Source organism: Aquimarina latercula DSM 2041 (genome assembly GCF_000430645.1).
In the GTDB taxonomy this organism is placed as follows: domain Bacteria; phylum Bacteroidota; class Bacteroidia; order Flavobacteriales; family Flavobacteriaceae; genus Aquimarina; species Aquimarina latercula.
The window spans coordinates 186,152-201,975 of the sequence record NZ_KE387185.1 but is presented as its reverse complement, the minus strand read 5'-3'; the positions used below and the strand labels follow the sequence as shown (position 1 = coordinate 201,975).

16 protein-coding genes are annotated in these 15,824 nt (G+C 30.4%); 14 read left to right on the top strand and 2 right to left on the bottom strand.

Annotated features, from left to right (window positions below):
* The first annotated feature begins 24 nt into the window (after positions 1-24).
* The 5 genes from H526_RS0118870 to purD all read left to right on the top strand — a co-directional run bounded on the left by H526_RS0118870 (position 25) and on the right by purD (position 6,457).
* Positions 25-1,344: a UDP-glucose dehydrogenase family protein gene (locus tag H526_RS0118870; protein ID WP_027394440.1), complete on the top strand. Its 1,320-nt coding sequence runs from the start codon at positions 25-27 to the stop codon at positions 1,342-1,344.
* Positions 1,341-2,321 (top strand): UDP-glucuronic acid decarboxylase family protein, encoded by a 981-nt coding sequence (locus tag H526_RS0118865; protein ID WP_027394439.1) that lies wholly within the window; start codon positions 1,341-1,343, stop codon positions 2,319-2,321. Before H526_RS0118870 ends, H526_RS0118865 begins: the two co-directional genes overlap by 4 nt.
* A gap of 6 nt (positions 2,322-2,327) precedes the next feature.
* Positions 2,328-3,680 carry an exopolysaccharide biosynthesis polyprenyl glycosylphosphotransferase gene (locus tag H526_RS0118860; RefSeq protein WP_027394438.1) on the top strand — a complete coding sequence of 451 codons (1,353 nt, stop codon included), beginning with the start codon at positions 2,328-2,330 and terminating at the stop codon, positions 3,678-3,680.
* 137 nt (positions 3,681-3,817) lie between these two features.
* Entirely contained in the window at positions 3,818-5,083 is a 1,266-nt protein-coding gene (locus H526_RS0118855) for an O-antigen ligase family protein (protein WP_035086053.1), read from the top strand.
* A gap of 102 nt (positions 5,084-5,185) precedes the next feature.
* A complete protein-coding gene (gene purD / locus H526_RS0118850; protein ID WP_027394436.1) occupies positions 5,186-6,457 on the top strand; it encodes a phosphoribosylamine--glycine ligase in 1,272 nt (423 codons plus the stop codon).
* Between the two features lie 112 nt (positions 6,458-6,569).
* On the opposite strand, the gene H526_RS0118845 is transcribed toward purD, so the two are convergent.
* Positions 6,570-6,803, bottom strand: coding sequence for a DUF6341 family protein (locus H526_RS0118845; protein ID WP_027394435.1), 234 nt, complete (start codon positions 6,801-6,803; stop codon positions 6,570-6,572).
* A gap of 182 nt (positions 6,804-6,985) precedes the next feature.
* Between H526_RS0118845 and H526_RS0118840 the strand changes: the two genes are divergently transcribed.
* The 7 genes from H526_RS0118840 to H526_RS31080 all read left to right on the top strand — a co-directional run bounded on the left by H526_RS0118840 (position 6,986) and on the right by H526_RS31080 (position 13,480).
* Positions 6,986-7,837, top strand: a complete 852-nt coding sequence (locus H526_RS0118840) for a DUF6427 family protein (RefSeq protein ID WP_155839733.1) — start codon at positions 6,986-6,988, stop codon at positions 7,835-7,837.
* On the top strand, positions 7,795-8,463 hold the full coding sequence (locus H526_RS0118835) for a hypothetical protein (protein ID WP_027394433.1): 669 nt from the start codon (positions 7,795-7,797) through the stop codon (positions 8,461-8,463). The genes H526_RS0118840 and H526_RS0118835 overlap by 43 nt, the downstream gene beginning before the upstream one ends.
* An 11-nt stretch (positions 8,464-8,474) precedes the next feature.
* A complete protein-coding gene (locus H526_RS0118830; RefSeq protein ID WP_027394432.1) occupies positions 8,475-9,470 on the top strand; it encodes a DNA adenine methylase in 996 nt (331 codons plus the stop codon).
* Positions 9,471-9,475: 5 nt separating this feature from the next.
* The gene (locus tag H526_RS0118825; RefSeq protein ID WP_027394431.1) at positions 9,476-10,084 is read left to right on the top strand and encodes a DUF4254 domain-containing protein; all 609 of its coding nucleotides are present in this window, start codon (positions 9,476-9,478) and stop codon (positions 10,082-10,084) included.
* Positions 10,085-10,094: 10 nt separating this feature from the next.
* A complete protein-coding gene (locus H526_RS0118820) occupies positions 10,095-11,171 on the top strand; it encodes a glycosyltransferase family 9 protein (protein ID WP_027394430.1) in 1,077 nt (358 codons plus the stop codon).
* Between the two features lie 190 nt (positions 11,172-11,361).
* Positions 11,362-12,468 carry a helix-turn-helix domain-containing protein gene (locus H526_RS31085; protein WP_027394429.1) on the top strand — a complete coding sequence of 369 codons (1,107 nt, stop codon included), beginning with the start codon at positions 11,362-11,364 and terminating at the stop codon, positions 12,466-12,468.
* A gap of 160 nt (positions 12,469-12,628) precedes the next feature.
* Positions 12,629-13,480, top strand: coding sequence for a CPBP family intramembrane glutamic endopeptidase (locus tag H526_RS31080; RefSeq protein ID WP_027394428.1), 852 nt, complete (start codon positions 12,629-12,631; stop codon positions 13,478-13,480).
* A 1-nt stretch (position 13,481) separates the two neighbouring features.
* Here the strand turns inward: H526_RS31080 and H526_RS0118805 are convergent, their stop codons facing one another.
* A complete protein-coding gene (locus H526_RS0118805) occupies positions 13,482-14,537 on the bottom strand; it encodes a ferredoxin--NADP reductase (protein WP_027394427.1) in 1,056 nt (351 codons plus the stop codon).
* 203 nt (positions 14,538-14,740) lie between these two features.
* Here H526_RS0118805 and H526_RS0118800 point away from each other — a divergent pair, with 203 nt between their 5' ends.
* Positions 14,741-15,079 (top strand): PadR family transcriptional regulator, encoded by a 339-nt coding sequence (locus H526_RS0118800; RefSeq protein ID WP_027394426.1) that lies wholly within the window; start codon positions 14,741-14,743, stop codon positions 15,077-15,079.
* A gap of 1 nt (position 15,080) precedes the next feature.
* The gene (locus H526_RS0118795; protein WP_027394425.1) at positions 15,081-15,701 is read left to right on the top strand and encodes a hypothetical protein; all 621 of its coding nucleotides are present in this window, start codon (positions 15,081-15,083) and stop codon (positions 15,699-15,701) included.
* The last annotated feature ends 123 nt before the right edge of the window (positions 15,702-15,824 follow it).

The following is a 15,824-nucleotide window of genomic DNA, read 5'->3' as shown; positions in this document are numbered from 1 at the left end:
TTGTTAAAGGGATAAAAAGAATAGATGAAGATATCGGTAATAGGAACGGGTTATGTTGGTTTAGTTACGGGAACTTGTTTAGCTGAGACGGGTAATGAGGTTATTTGTGTTGATATAGATGAACAGAAGGTTCAAAAAATGCGGGATGGCGAAGTTCCTATTTACGAACCTCATTTAGATGTATTGTTTGAGAGAAATATCCAAGCCAATAGGTTACAGTTTACAACTTCTCTAAAAGAAGGAATAGATCACGGAGAAATTATCTTTTTAGCCTTACCTACTCCAGAAGATGAGGATGGTTCTGCTGACTTATCATATGTCTTAGGGGTTTCAAATGAAATAGGTAAAATTATTTCAGAATATAAGGTCATTGTAGATAAGAGTACTGTTCCCGTTGGCACTGCAGAAAAAGTTCACAAAGCTATATCAGTAAACGCAAAATGTGATTTTGATGTAGTATCTAACCCAGAATTTTTAAGGGAAGGGTTTGCCGTTGATGATTTTTTGAAGCCGGAACGAATTGTTGTTGGCTCTTCATCTAATAGGGCTACGGAGCTTATGCAAAAGCTATATAAGCCTTATGTTAGATCTGGTAATCCGATATTGATTATGGATGAAAAGTCAGCTGAATTAACTAAATATGCGGCAAATTCATTTTTAGCGACTAAGATTACGTTTATGAATGAAATAGCTAATTATTGCGAGAAGGTAGGTGCTGATGTTGATATGATTCGTAGAGGTATGGGAACAGATTCTAGAATAGGAAAGCGTTTTTTATTTCCAGGGATTGGTTACGGTGGTTCTTGTTTTCCTAAGGATGTTAAGGCATTACATAAATCCGGAAAGGATGATAATTACGATTTTAAAATATTAGAATCTGTAATCGAAGTAAATCAAAAGCAAAAAGTAGCGTTAATTCCAAAAATCACGAATTATTTTAACGATGATCTTAAGGGCAAAACTTTTGCTATTTGGGGACTGGCATTTAAACCTGAGACGGATGATATCCGAGAAGCACCTGCGTTAGATGTAATAGACGTTTTATTGAGCAAAGGAGCTAATGTAAGAGCTTTTGATCCTGAAGCTATGGATAATGTAGCTAGGAAATATGAAAACAAAATTACATTTTCAAAATCAATGTATGAAGTTTTGGATGGTGCAAATGCTTTAGTGATATGTACGGAGTGGAGTATTTTTAGGACTCCGGATTTTGATAGAATAAAGAATAATCTTATAAATCCAGTTATCTTTGATGGTAGAAACTTATATGATCTTACAGATTTGGAGGAAGAAGAAATTACATACTTTTCTATTGGAAGAAAAGATATTAAAATTATAAAATGAAGAAAGTTCTAATTACTGGAGCAGCTGGTTTTCTAGGGTCACATCTTTGTGATCGTTTTATTAAAGAAGGGTATCACGTTATTGGAATGGATAATTTGATAACAGGTGATTTAAAAAATATAGAGCATCTCTTTAAACTAAAGAGTTTTGAATTTTATGATCATGATGTTTCAAAGTTTGTTCATATTCCAGGTGATTTAGATTATATATTACATTTCGCTTCTCCAGCAAGCCCAATAGATTATCTTAAAATTCCTATTCAAACCTTGAAGGTTGGATCTCTTGGAACACATAATCTACTCGGTTTAGCTAAAGAGAAAAATGCAAGAATTTTAATAGCATCAACTAGTGAGGTATATGGTGATCCATTAGTTCACCCTCAGACAGAAGATTATTATGGCAATGTGAATACTATTGGACCACGTGGAGTGTATGATGAGGCAAAGAGATTTCAGGAATCTATAACTATGGCATACCATACGTATCATAAAGTAGAAACAAGAATCGTACGTATTTTTAATACATACGGACCTAGAATGCGATTAAATGATGGAAGAGTGGTTCCAGCCTTTATTGGACAAGCTTTAAGAGGAGAAGATCTTACCGTTTTTGGTGATGGTTCTCAAACACGTTCTTTTTGTTATGTCGACGATTTAATAGAAGGAATTTATCGATTACTGTTTAGTGATTATGTATATCCCGTTAATATTGGAAACCCAAATGAAATTACAATTAGTGATTTTGCTGAAGAGATTATTGGACTTACCGGTACTGATCAAAAAGTAATTTATAAACCATTACCAGTTAATGATCCTTTACAAAGACAACCTGACATAAATAGAGCAAAAGAAATTTTGGACTGGGAACCAAAGGTTGATAGATCTGAAGGAATGAAGCAAACCTTAGAGTATTTTAAGAGTCTATCTAAGGAGGAGTTATATAGAAGTGAACATAAAGATTTTTCATCTTATTCTTAATATCTAATGCATCATAAAAGAGGAGGATATTCATATTTAATTAGACCAATACTTATTGTAATTGATCTAATTATTTTATTAGTTTCTTCTTTTTATTTTTTAAATGAAATTGTTACTAATCAACTTTATATTTTTTTATCAATTGTTTGGTTGATTTCTTCTTACTTATTAAATTTTTATGAAGTTTATCGATTTACTAAGATAGTTACAGTTGTTTCGCTTTTACTCCGGCAAGGGCTATTAATTCTTATACTTTTATATGCTTACTTCGGATTATTAAAAATAAATTACTTTTCCGTAAAAGATACTTTTGATTTCATTGTAATAACTATTTCTTCAGTAGGTGTTGTTAAGGTTATTACATATTATGCTCTTAGAAGATATCGTTCTTATTTGGGCGGAAATAATAGAAGAGTAATTATTATTGGGAATAATAAAAGTGCTCAACAATTAAAGATGTTTTTTGAGAAAAGAAAAGATCTAGGTTATCAGGTCTTAGAGGTATTTTCAGATCAACTTAATAATAAAATTGAGGATAGTTTTGAGTTTTTAAAAAATGAGGATGTAGATGAAATATATTGTTCAATAGATGAAATTTCTGATGAAGTGGTAAATGAATATGTAAAATATGCAGATCAGAATTACAGTGTTCTCAAGTTTATACCCAATTCGCAACGTATTTTTTCTAAACGTCTTAAAACCGATTATTATGAATACTTACCTGTTCTATCAATTCCAGAAGTATCATTAAACAGCGCAACAAATAGAGCTATTAAAAGAGGTTTCGATATTGTTTTTTCTTTATTGGTTATCATTTTGGTGCTTTCATGGTTAATTCCTTTGTTATATATTTTAATAAAACTAGAATCTAAAGGCCCATTAATTTATAGCCATAGACGTAATGGAATTAATTACAAAGAATTTATTTGTTATAAATTTAGATCAATGAGAGATGAAAATTTTTCTGACCTTGTTCAAGTTAAAAAAGAAGATCATCGAGTTACCAGAATAGGTCGTTTTATAAGAAGAACCAGTATAGATGAGTTACCACAATTTTTTAATGTGCTTTTTGGTGATATGTCTGTTGTAGGACCGAGACCACATATGATTTCATATACCAAGGATTATGGTAAAAGAATAGATAAATATAATTTTGTGTTCCGCCATTCAGTAAAACCAGGAATTACAGGAATGGCACAAGTAAAAGGATATAGAGGAGAAGTTGAAAATGATGAGGATATTGTTAATAGAATCAAGTACGATATTTTTTATATAGAAAATTGGTCATTATTGTTAGATTCAAAAATTATAATTGATACAATATTAAATCTCATCAAAGGACAAGAGAAAGCATATTAGTGAATTTGTAATTAAATTAAGAGAAGGTAAAAACTAATGAGGTCTTATTTTCTAATAGCTTCTTATACAAAACAATTTATCCAATAAACTGTGCTAAAAAAGTGAGATTAGATAAAAATATATATACCCTAACTGAAATGTTTTACAAACATGACGATAGTTTGGTACTTACTATTTTTTGGAATAGTTTATATATAGCATTTCTTCTATTACCATTAGGAATTAATCTCCCTACCCCATTTTTTATTGTTTCTATAGGCCTTGGAATAGTGAATATTTTTCAATCAAGGAAGAAGTTTGTTTTAGAGAATAAAGCCCTATTATTATTCCCTTTGTATTTTATTATAATGCTATTTAGTTTAATATATACAGATAATATTTTTGGTGGATTAAACTTACTACAACGATCTTTATCGTTGCTTTTGTTTCCTGTAATTTTTCTTTTTGTAAAAGAGGATGCGTCTTCTGTAAGAAAGTTATTTGATTTTTTGCTTTTAGGATTGATTATCTCATTTTTCATAAATTTTTCAATTGCAATTTCCCATTCAATGTCAATAATAAAAGGAGGGTTTTCTTTAGAAATTTCAATGGCAGATCTCAATACTTTTTTAGATGCAATTATAAATGGATGGAACTATTTTATTGGTGATGAGTTCTCTAAGCTAATTAACCCTAGTTATCTCTCATTATATATATTATTAGTATTAAGTTATTATTTAAAAAACAGTTTAGATACAAAATTGAGAACTGCGATCGTTCTTGTATTATTTCTATATCTGTTTTTGTTGGCTTCTATAGCAGCATATATGATCCTTACGGTAATGTCTTTACTTTTGATTTTTAATATTTCTGATAAAAGTAGAAAGCATACAATGATTATTATGTTCCTTTTAGGAATTTTAGTGTTTGTCAATAATCCTCGTGTGTTTGATTTTTATGCAAAAGTTAAAGACTTTGGAATGACAATGGAATATGCGAATTCTACTTCAGAAAAAGCAAGACTGTTATCTTGGAAGTCTAGTGCTGAACTAATTAAAGAAGCACCACTATTGGGATATGGAATTGGGGATGCAAATGATGTGTTAATTAAAAAATATAAAGAATTAGGGTACATCTATAATTTTGAAAATAAGTATAATGCTCATAATCAGTTTCTTCAAACATTACTTCAGACAGGAGTAGTGGGATTAGGAGTGTTAATATTCATTTTTGTTGTTTTGGCAATACGTATGAAAAGAAGTCGAAATGAATTTTCAGTATTTTTAATATTATTTGTTTCACTTGTATTCGAATCCATGTTGGTACGATTTAATGGGATTGTATTTTTCTCTATTATAATGCCATTATTACTTAAGAAGAGAAGCATTTTAAGCAGCAGAATCATACGTAATACTCCGGTATAATAGTTTAAAAATGTAAAATAGACCACGAAATTATTAGCAAGAAAACAGCTAATGAACTATTTTTGATCGCATAAAATTTAGCTATCATATAATCGTTTGAAAATGAATATTTTAATATTAGGATCTGGAGGAAGAGAACACACATTTACTTATAAAATTGCTCAGAGCAGTTTATGTAAAAAATTATTTGTTGCCCCAGGAAATGCAGGTACAGCTGCCATTGCAACGAATGTGGCAATATCAGTTACAGATTTTGAGGCGATCAAAGCTCTTGTTTTAAAAGAAGAAATAGAAATGGTTGTGGTAGGACCAGAAGATCCTTTGGTACAAGGAATAACGGATTTCTTTTCACAAGATGATGAACTAAACAAAGTTGCTGTTATTGGACCATCAAAAGAAGGAGCTAGGTTAGAAGGTAGTAAAGAGTATGCTAAGGAATTTTTGTTTAGACATAATATACCAACTGCAGCATATCAAAGTTTTACAGCAGATACAGTTAAAGAAGGGAAAGAGTTTTTAGAAACATTAAATCCGCCATATGTTTTAAAAGCGGATGGTCTTGCTGCTGGTAAAGGAGTTCTTATTCTTCAAGATATAGACGAAGCTAAAAGAGAACTTGAAAATATGCTTACGAACAAAAAGTTCGGTGCTGCAAGTGAAAAAGTAGTGATTGAAGAATTCTTAGATGGAATCGAATTAAGTGTTTTCGTACTAACGGATGGTAAAAACTATGTTACGTTACCAACGGCAAAAGATTACAAACGCATTGGAGAAGGAGATACAGGACTTAATACGGGAGGAATGGGAGCAATTTCTCCGGTTCCTTTTGCGGATGATGTTTTTATGAATAAAATAGAAACTCAAGTCATCAAACCAACAGTAGAAGGTTTAGTTAAGGAAGAAATCGATTATAAGGGCTTTGTTTTTATTGGATTAATAAAGGTAGGTGATGATCCTAAAGTAATAGAGTATAATGTAAGAATGGGAGATCCAGAAACAGAAGCGGTGCTACCTAGAGTAAAAACGGATTTAGTATCCTTATTTAATCATGTATCAAATCAAACTTTGGATCAAATAGATATCGACATAGATCCTAGAAGTGCCGCAACCGTAATGACGGTATCAGGAGGATATCCAGAATCATATGAGAAAGGAAAGGAAATCACGGGTGTTGATAAAATAGCTGATTCTATTGTCTTTCATGCCGGAACTAAAATAGAAGCTGATAAAGTGGTTACTAATGGTGGACGAGTTATTGCTGTAACTTCATTCCATGATGATTTTAGAGAAGCACTTAAGTTATCATATAAAAACATCGAAGAATTGCATTTTGATAAAATGTATTATAGAAAGGATTTAGGATTTGATTTATAGAGTTTTCTATTTAAATCAAATCGTATAAAAAAAGTCAAGTGTTTAAGAACACTTGACTTTTTTATGTAAAAGAGGATAAATTTCCTCAATATTTTATTCTAATAAATAGATATTATGGTTTTAAAAATGAGTGAGCTTTTGGATCTCTATCTTCTTCGTCATTGTCGTTAAACTTCTTTAATTCCTTCATCCAATATAAAAAAGCTACAAAACCAATAAGCATAAACATCCAATTTATGATATTCGCAGCACTCCAGCTCTCTAATTCTAAAGCTCTTAGAGCATCCATTGGAGCTAAAAGCAGATCTACAAATAGGGATTGTATCGCTTCAAAAAAATCTTTCATGATATGATCTTCGTTTTCATTATAAAAAGCTAACTAAAAACTTTTTATAAATTAGTTATATTATAATTAAAAACAATAATATATTGTTTAGCGCAAAAATATAAAAAATAGTAGTGTTATCAAGCTTTTTTAATAAATCAAAACCAATTAATTTTATAATTGTTGCATTATACATGTTTGTAATGTATATAATAGCGCATTACCGAAATGGTATCGACTTTGATTATTTTAAAATTATGATCTTTTTTGCTGGTTGTGTTGCATATATCCTCACGATGCTCATATTAAATCATGTTACGCAAAAGAATGATTTAACATATAAAAGTACAAACACAATATTACTATTTGCTTTTTTAACGGGGATTTTGCCAATGTCATTAGTTAATCCTAGTGTTCTGTTATCAAACCTATTTGTTATTTTGAGTATGAGAAGTATACTAAGTTTAAGAAATGGCAAGTATGTTAAATCTAATGTTTTAAATGCTTCTTTATATATTGGTTTGGCTTCTTTAGCCTATTTCTGGAGCATAGCTTTTATTGTCATAGTTTTTTTGGGAGTATTATATTTTGAATCTAAAAATTATAGGAACTGGATAATTCCGTTTATAGGGTTACTAACCGTCTATATGTTATCCAATTGTTTTACCTTATTATTTTATGATTCATTCTTAACTATTACTGATTATGTAGCGCCAATATCGTTTTCTTTCGAAGGATATTTTAGTGATCAAGGATTCTTTTCAATTGGAGTACTAATAATTTGTATACTGTTTTTTTTAACAGTGTATTTGATAAAATACAGCAGAAAACCAACAAAATCAAAACCTATTTTAAAACTTATTATTGCACAATTATTGATTTCATTAATTGTTGTTATAATAGCTCTGGATAAAAACACTTCTGAAATGATTTTTATAGCGGCTCCATTAGCAATTATTGGAACAACTTACTTAGAGATTGATCATGGAAAATTTGTAAAAGAAATTAATCTTTGGGTGTTTCTATTATTGCCATTTATGACGCTGTTATTTTGAAAGATCCTTATCTAGATATTATAGAATCAGAATTACAACATAGATTATCTATTAACTGTGAATGGAATAAAAAGCAAAATCATCTTTGGGATGGTTATGGTAATTTTATTTATACTACGGTAAAATGGGAAAATGTAGTTTCTAAAATTTCGAAGTCGGCAATTAAGTATAAAGTTAAAGAGGAGGAATTTTTTAATTATACTATAAACCGATGGTATGACTACTGGAGTGATATAGCGATAGAGCTAATTTTATCAAATTCGAGAAATATATTTTCAACCGATAATGATGGAAACAAATTATTTGATTTTAAAATGATTGTCTTTCCTGAAGGTTTTGGGAAATCGTTGCAGTATACAAGAGAAAATTCTAAAGAATTAATGTACTGGTTAGCTAATAGTTCAAGTCAACAACCAAAAAAGAATTCAGAAAATATCATTTTTATAGTTTTATACGCAGATGATCATGAACACTGGAAATTAAAAGCACAAATCTCTTGGCTTAGAGATATAATCTCGGTATATGTTGCTACATTTGATGATTCAAGATTATTTAGACTACAATTACAACCTTATCAAATCAGTAAGATTGGTTTGATTTGGGCTGTTAAGGGACAAGCAAATTGACTTAATAAACGATGAATTATATCGGCTCAAAATACAAACTCTCTAATTTTATTAGAACTTCTGTTTTTGAAACAGTAGGCGCTGATTTAGAAGATAAAGTTTTTTGTGATCTTTTTGCAGGAACAGGTGTAGTTGGAAGAAGTTTTAAAACTATTGTAAAACAGGTGATTGCAAATGACCTGGAGTATTATAGTTATGCGCTAAACCGGAATTATATTGGAAATAGCGAAGAGATTAATTCTTTGGATTACATTGTAGAATTAAACCGCTTGCAAGGAAAAAAAGGTTTTGTCTACAATAATTATTGTAACGGAAGTTTGTCTGGACGTCAATATTTCAGTGATGATAATGGACTTAAAATTGATGCGGCAAGAATACAAATTGAAAAATGGAAGGATAGAAAAGAAATTGATGAAAATATCTATTATTTTTTATTAGTATCACTTTTAGAAGGAGCCGATAAAGTTGCTAATACGGCCTCTGTATATGCATCATATCTAAAGGGCTTAAAAAAAACTGCTCAGAAAAAGTTAGAGCTCGTTCCAGCAAATTTTGACTTCACAGAAAACAAGCATCTGGTTTATAATGAGGATAGTAATATATTGATAAAGCAAATAGAAGGAGACATTTTATATCTTGATCCACCGTATAATGCTAGACAATATGGAGCCAATTATCATATACTAAATACTATTGCAAAATATGATACCTTTGTCCCAGTTGGAAAGACTGGTTTAAGACCTTATCAAAGATCTAATTATTGTAAAAAAGGTTTAGTAGTAAAGGTTTTTGAAGATTTAATCAAGAATTCGCAGTTTACTTATATTTTTCTTAGCTATAACAATGAAGGTTTAATGTCTGAAGAAGAAATAAGACAAATTATGGAACGTTATGGTAGATACGATTTAGTAACTACAAAATATAAGAGGTTTAAAGCGGATAAAACGGAAAACAGAAACCACAAAGCCACAGAAACAAAAGAATATTTACACATCTTAGAAAAATAAGTATAATGTTTACAGATAAAGCAAACAAAATTTTTAAAGAAGTTATAGACATGTATCATGTGATTGATCGTGTAGATCAGGAATTTTCAAATCCATATGATAGTAAATCACAACAAATAGAACATTTATTATATAGAAAATGTTGGATCGATACGGTACAGTGGCATTATGAAGATATTATTCGTGATCCAGAAATTGATCCGGTTGCAGCTTTAAAACTAAAAAGACAGATTGATGCATCTAACCAGGACCGTACAGATATGGTTGAGTATATCGATAGCTATTTTTTAGAGACATATAAAGATGTTATTCCTAAACAAGATGCTACGATAAATACAGAAAGTCCGGCTTGGGGAGTAGATAGATTATCGATATTAGCGCTTAAAGTATATCATATGCATGAAGAGACTGTTAGAGAAGGTGCATCGGATACTCATAAGGCTGCTTGTCAAAAAAAGTATAATGTATTACTAGAACAGCAAGTAGATCTTTCTACAGCAATAGATACCTTGCTTACGGATATTGAGAAAGGTGATAAGTACATGAAGGTTTACAAACAGATGAAAATGTATAATGATGATGAGTTAAATCCAGTTTTACGAGGAGAAAAATAGTAATGTTTTTTTGAATAAAGTAAAAAATATATCAAACAAAAGCAAAGCCCTTTCAGAGGGCTTTTATGCTCATGTTCTGGTTATTAGGCTTTCTGCAATGGGTGATGTGGCTATGACTGTGCCTGTATTACGAACATTTAGAGCAATATACCCGACTGTAAAAATAACTGTGCTAACGAGAAAATTTTTTGAACCAATTTTTACCGGAATTGATAACTTAGAAGTGTATCACGCCGATGTTAATGGGAAGCATAAAGGTATTTTTGGATTGTCAAAGCTATCAAAGGAATTAAGAGGCTTGGGAATAACAGCTGTGGCAGATATGCATAATGTACTACGATCTAATGTACTTAAGAATTTTTTCTCTCTTCATGGTATAAAAGTAGTACAAGTAGATAAAGGAAGAGCAGAAAAAAAGGCGTTAACCCGATCAAAGAATAAAGAATTTAAGCAATTAAAAGCAACGCATCAGCGGTATGCAGATGTTTTAGGTAAATTAGGATATCCTATTGATTTACGAGAGCATTCTTTTCCAGAAAAAATGGCATTAACCCCAGAAATTCTAAAGTTCACAAAGAAGTCTACTAAAAAGTGGCTAGGAATTGCTCCCTTTGCTCAATATAATAGCAAGGTATATCCTTTAGAGTTTATGATTGAGGTAATTGAACAACTCGATCAAGGTGATATCTATGAAATATTCCTTTTTGGTGGCGGTAAAAAAGAGATTGACTTGCTTAATAATATTGAAAGCAAATATAAAAACGTGATCAATATTGCAGGTAAGTTGTCTTTTGAAGATGAGTTAAAACTAATTGGAAATTTAGACGTAATGTTATCCATGGATAGTGGTAATGCACATTTAGCGGCCATGTATGGGATTCCTACCATAACACTTTGGGGTGTTACTCATCCATTTGCAGGATTTATGCCTTTTGGACAACCTATGGAAAATGCTATTCTTCCTAATTTAGCAAAGTATGATCAGATCCCTACATCAATTTATGGGAACAAAGTTCCCGAAGGATATGAGAAGGTAATGCATACTATCGAACCAGAAACAGTGATTGAAACTATAAACAAACTGTAACTCTTTTTTGTCATTCCAGTATAGGCTGGAATCCACTTTTGAAGAGGGTTATTATTTTTATTATTCCACTAACGAGCAAGGGTTATTCATTTTTCTGTATTTTCCTGTTGTTGCTTGTAGATCTTTAACAATACTCAAAACATTCAATTTTTTTATATTGAACTATTTAAAATAAAATCATAAAAAATCAATGATTGATACCGCTTTAGATTCAACAAATTTTTATTTTTTAATTGCAGTTTTTCAAGGGTTTATATTGTCTTTGGTTATCGTTTTTCGTTTTAATAAAAGTATGCCAAATCTGTTTTTTGGTGTACTTGTCTTTTTATTTTCACTTTCTATTCTACATTTAATACTAGAGGAATCTATTCAAGCTTTCAATTCAAAATTTCCTATCCCAATGGAGTTTAGCCTAGCTTATGGCCCTTTAGCGTATTTCCATGTCATATATATTAAAAATCCTTCAAAATTTTTTAGATGGAAAGATTTTCTTCATTTTTTACCTTCTTTACTTTTGGATGGTCTTTTATTTATTCTGCTGTTTACATATATTAGATTAAATCTCGATTGGGCTTACGCAAATATTATCTTAATTCAAAAAATTGCCCTTATCATGGGGTTATTGGGGATAGTTCAATTAGGGGTCTATACGTACTTAATTTATCGCGAATCCGTTGGTGTCAAGAACCTGTTAATAGAGTTTAAAGAAGTGAGAACCTGGCTTAGATATCTAATTATATCTTGGAGTATACTTGTCGGTTTTCTATTATTTGCTATTCCTATTGCATTAGTTTTTATAAAAAAGGTAGATGAGAATTCTTTTTATTTCTATAAACCACTTGGGGTTATTTTAGGATTTTTCATTTATTCTTTAGGGTATTTGTATTTATTAAAATACCTCAAGGTTATTAGGAACTATTCCAATCGTGTCATAAGAATTCACTTGTCTGAAAATAATTTGAGTGAAAAGAAAGAAGAGTTATTGTATGCAATAACTAAAAATGAACTTTACAGGGACTCTGAACTCACAATATCCAAATTAGCCACACATCTTGGTTGGCCATCCAATAACCTGTCAAGAATTATAAATGATACACTTCACACAAATTTCACAGACCTTATAAACAGTTACCGAGTGGAAGCATTTAAGCAAAAACTAATCGCCAACGATAGTGAAAAATATTCTATTTTAGGTTTAAGTGAAGAAGCTGGCTTTAATTCTAAAACTTCTTTTTACAGAGTTTTTAAGAAAGAAACCGGTATGACCCCCTCTGAATATTTGAATTCTCTGCGATAAATGGTTTCAAATGACGATTTGGAACTAACTTAATTGTAATATCTCTTCCCTTCTAATGATATTTGAGGACAGCCTTCGAATCATGGCTTCTTGTGAAAATTTGATTTATACTTTTTGAAAATGTTAATCTTGTTTCTATTAACTTATTTAAATATTATCGATGATAAAATTAGAAAAAAACGTTTGGTATTATATTGGTTTAGTATTCTTATTCACTTATACTATTCAAATTATTGCCGTTTTAATTGCTGAAGAAGGCAATTTTTTAGTACAAATTCTTACTGGCTTTATGATGTTTATTCCTGGTATAGCTGCTATTATCTATTTAATAAAAACTAAACAAGGACTTAAATATATTAATTGGCATGTTGGTAAGACCAAGTATATATTGCTTAGCTTATTCTTACCAATACTAATTACCCTTCTAGGAATTTTAGTGTTTGAACACACAGGATTGGGATCAAATAATGTTTTTCTGATTAACAACGGAGAAGTTCATAGTATAGAAATCCCACTTATATTTGGAAGTGATCCACAAAGCATCCCTTTCTTTCTTCTTAATTTTTTAATTACCGGAATTTTAATTTCGTTAGTTACGAGCCTTACTACTATAGGTGAAGAAATTGGGTGGAGAGGTTTTCTTCAAAAGAAATTATTAGAAAAGAATAGTCTATTTAAATCGCTCACATTTTTAGGCATTCTATGGGGTTTTTGGCATTTCCCACTTATTATTAATGGATTTAATTATCCTGAATATCCAATGTTAGGAGCATTTCTATTTTTTCCTTTAACTATTATTTTTGTTTCCTATTTTATAGGATGGTTAACTATTAATTCTAAAAGTGTATGGCCAGCAGTATTAGCACATGGCGTTATAAATTCTTTTATGATTTTGTTATTTGAGATGGATTTTGGAAAAAATAAACTTGAAGGTAACCTTTCGATACTAGGCTTATGGCTCATAATAGGTACGATTTCTTTTTATTTATTATCAAAAAAAACAATTAACTAACCTAAACATCATCAAAATCTACTTTTATAGAAGAAGAGGTTGGATGCGCCTGACAAGCTAGTACCAAACCTTCAGCAAGTTCTCCATCGGTAAGAATACTATTTTTTTCCATTACAGCAGTACCATCAGTAATTTTACAAATACACGAACTACAAACACCACCTTGACAAGAGTAAGGAGCATCAATATCTTCTTCTAAAGCGGCGTCGAGAATGGTTTTTTTCTGATCCATAACAAAACTAAACTCTTCATCATCAACCAATATAGAGATACTAGTTTTTCCATCTAAAACAGCATCAACTTCTGTGTTAGAAGTACTACTACTGGTAAAAAGTTCAAAATGAATATTGTACTTAGGGATTCCGTTTTCTAATAAAACATCTGTTACTGTATTGATCATTTCTTCTGGACCACACAGGTAGAATGCTTGGAAGTTTGTGTCTTTAAATTTGTTCTTGGTGATATAGTTGATTGTAGATTTTTCTATCCTTCCAAAACGGGCACCTTCTTCTTGACTTCTACTGTAGAAAAATTCGATAAATAATCTATCAGGATAATTTGCCTGTAGTGATAGAAGTTCTTTAGAAAAAATTGTTTCTGTAGGAGTCTGATTACCATATACCAAAACAAAATTACTATTAGGTTCCTCTTCTAGAACACTTTTAATCATACTCATTACAGGAGTGATTCCACTACCAGCAACAAAGGCGGCATAACTATGAGTTACAGTTGGATCTGATTTTAGGGTAAAATTACCTTCTGGTGTGTGCACATCTAGTGTGTCACCGACTTGTAATTTATTATTTGCTATTGCGGAGAAAGTTCCGTTTTCGATCTCTTTAACCGCAACACGAAGAGAATGACTTTTTGGAGAACTACAAATAGAGTACGCCCTCCTTATTTCCTTACCTTCAACTTGAGTTTTGATAGTTATATATTGACCAGAAATAAAGGAATAATCGTTTTTTAACTCTGAAGGAATATCGAATTCTATGGAAACAGCTTTTGGAGTTTCTCTAGTAATGTTTTTTATAGTAAGCGTATGGAAATCTGACATAGTAATTAGGTATACTTTAAACTGAAGCCTTAATAATTAAGTTTTCGGTTTACACTTTAATAGTAATTAATCTTTTACGAATTATTTTTCGCAAAAATACTAAATGCAAAAGACCACAGTAGGGTTTTGGGATAAATTTATATACCTAAAAAACTTATGCATAAGAAAATTATGTATATATTTGTAGCTTAATAAATAGTGTTATGGGTAATTCTAAATTATATAAAGGTAGTTTAAACACCATTATTCTAAAGCTTTTGGAAGAAAGTGAGAAGATGTACGGATATGAGATTACTCAGAAAGTAAAAGAAATTACTAAAGGGGAATTGAATATAACTGAAGGTGCCTTGTATCCTGCATTACATAAATTAGAGGCAGAAGGGTTGTTAGATGTGGAAATGCAAAAAGTAGATAATCGACTGCGCAAATATTACAAACTAACGGAAAAGGGCACAAAGGAAACTGCTAATCGATTAATAGAATTAGAGGAATATATAAGAACTATGCAAACCATTATTAACCCAAAATGGAGTATAAATTAATATGAAAAAACTTACTATTGAAGACATACAATTTATAGATACGTATTTATCTAATTCTGATATTCACTATGAGGATATACGAATTGAAATGATAGATCACGTGGCTTCAGAAATTGAAAACTCAATGAATCAAGGAGATAATCGGGATTTCTATGATATTTTTAAGGATTATATGATAGAAAATAAAACTTCTATAGAAAAACAAGGAAGTAGACCGTTTAACTCTAAAATTTTTAAAAGTGTATGTAAAAAATTTCTAAGAAACTTATATTCTTGGCAAGTAATAGTTGGTAGTGTACTGTGTTTTTGGATTTTCAATAGCCTCTATAAGTATTTTCATATTGATGGTTTTACAATTACTTTTTTTCCAACGTTTTTGATGGCTTTAGTTGGTTTTATTCCTATTGTAGTTTTTGGTAAAAAGAAGTTTTCTTTTATTGGAAATTTTGGAATACTAATAGCTATCTTTTTTTCATTTAACTATTATTTTATTCCTTATTTAGACGAACCTTCATTGTTTTATTTTGTCAATTTAGGGATTATGTCCATATTTTTTGTTTGTAGTTTAAAAACAATGATTTCATTAGTGATTTATTATAAAAAACGCTTTCAACTGATATAACAATCTGTTCTTCTGCCCTTAAAATGCATAGTTTTTTAACTTTTCTTTCACTGTTTTTGTAACAAAATCCATTTTTTGATTACTAAATAGTGTAAGAAGTCTTTCCTACTTCTTTTAAAACTA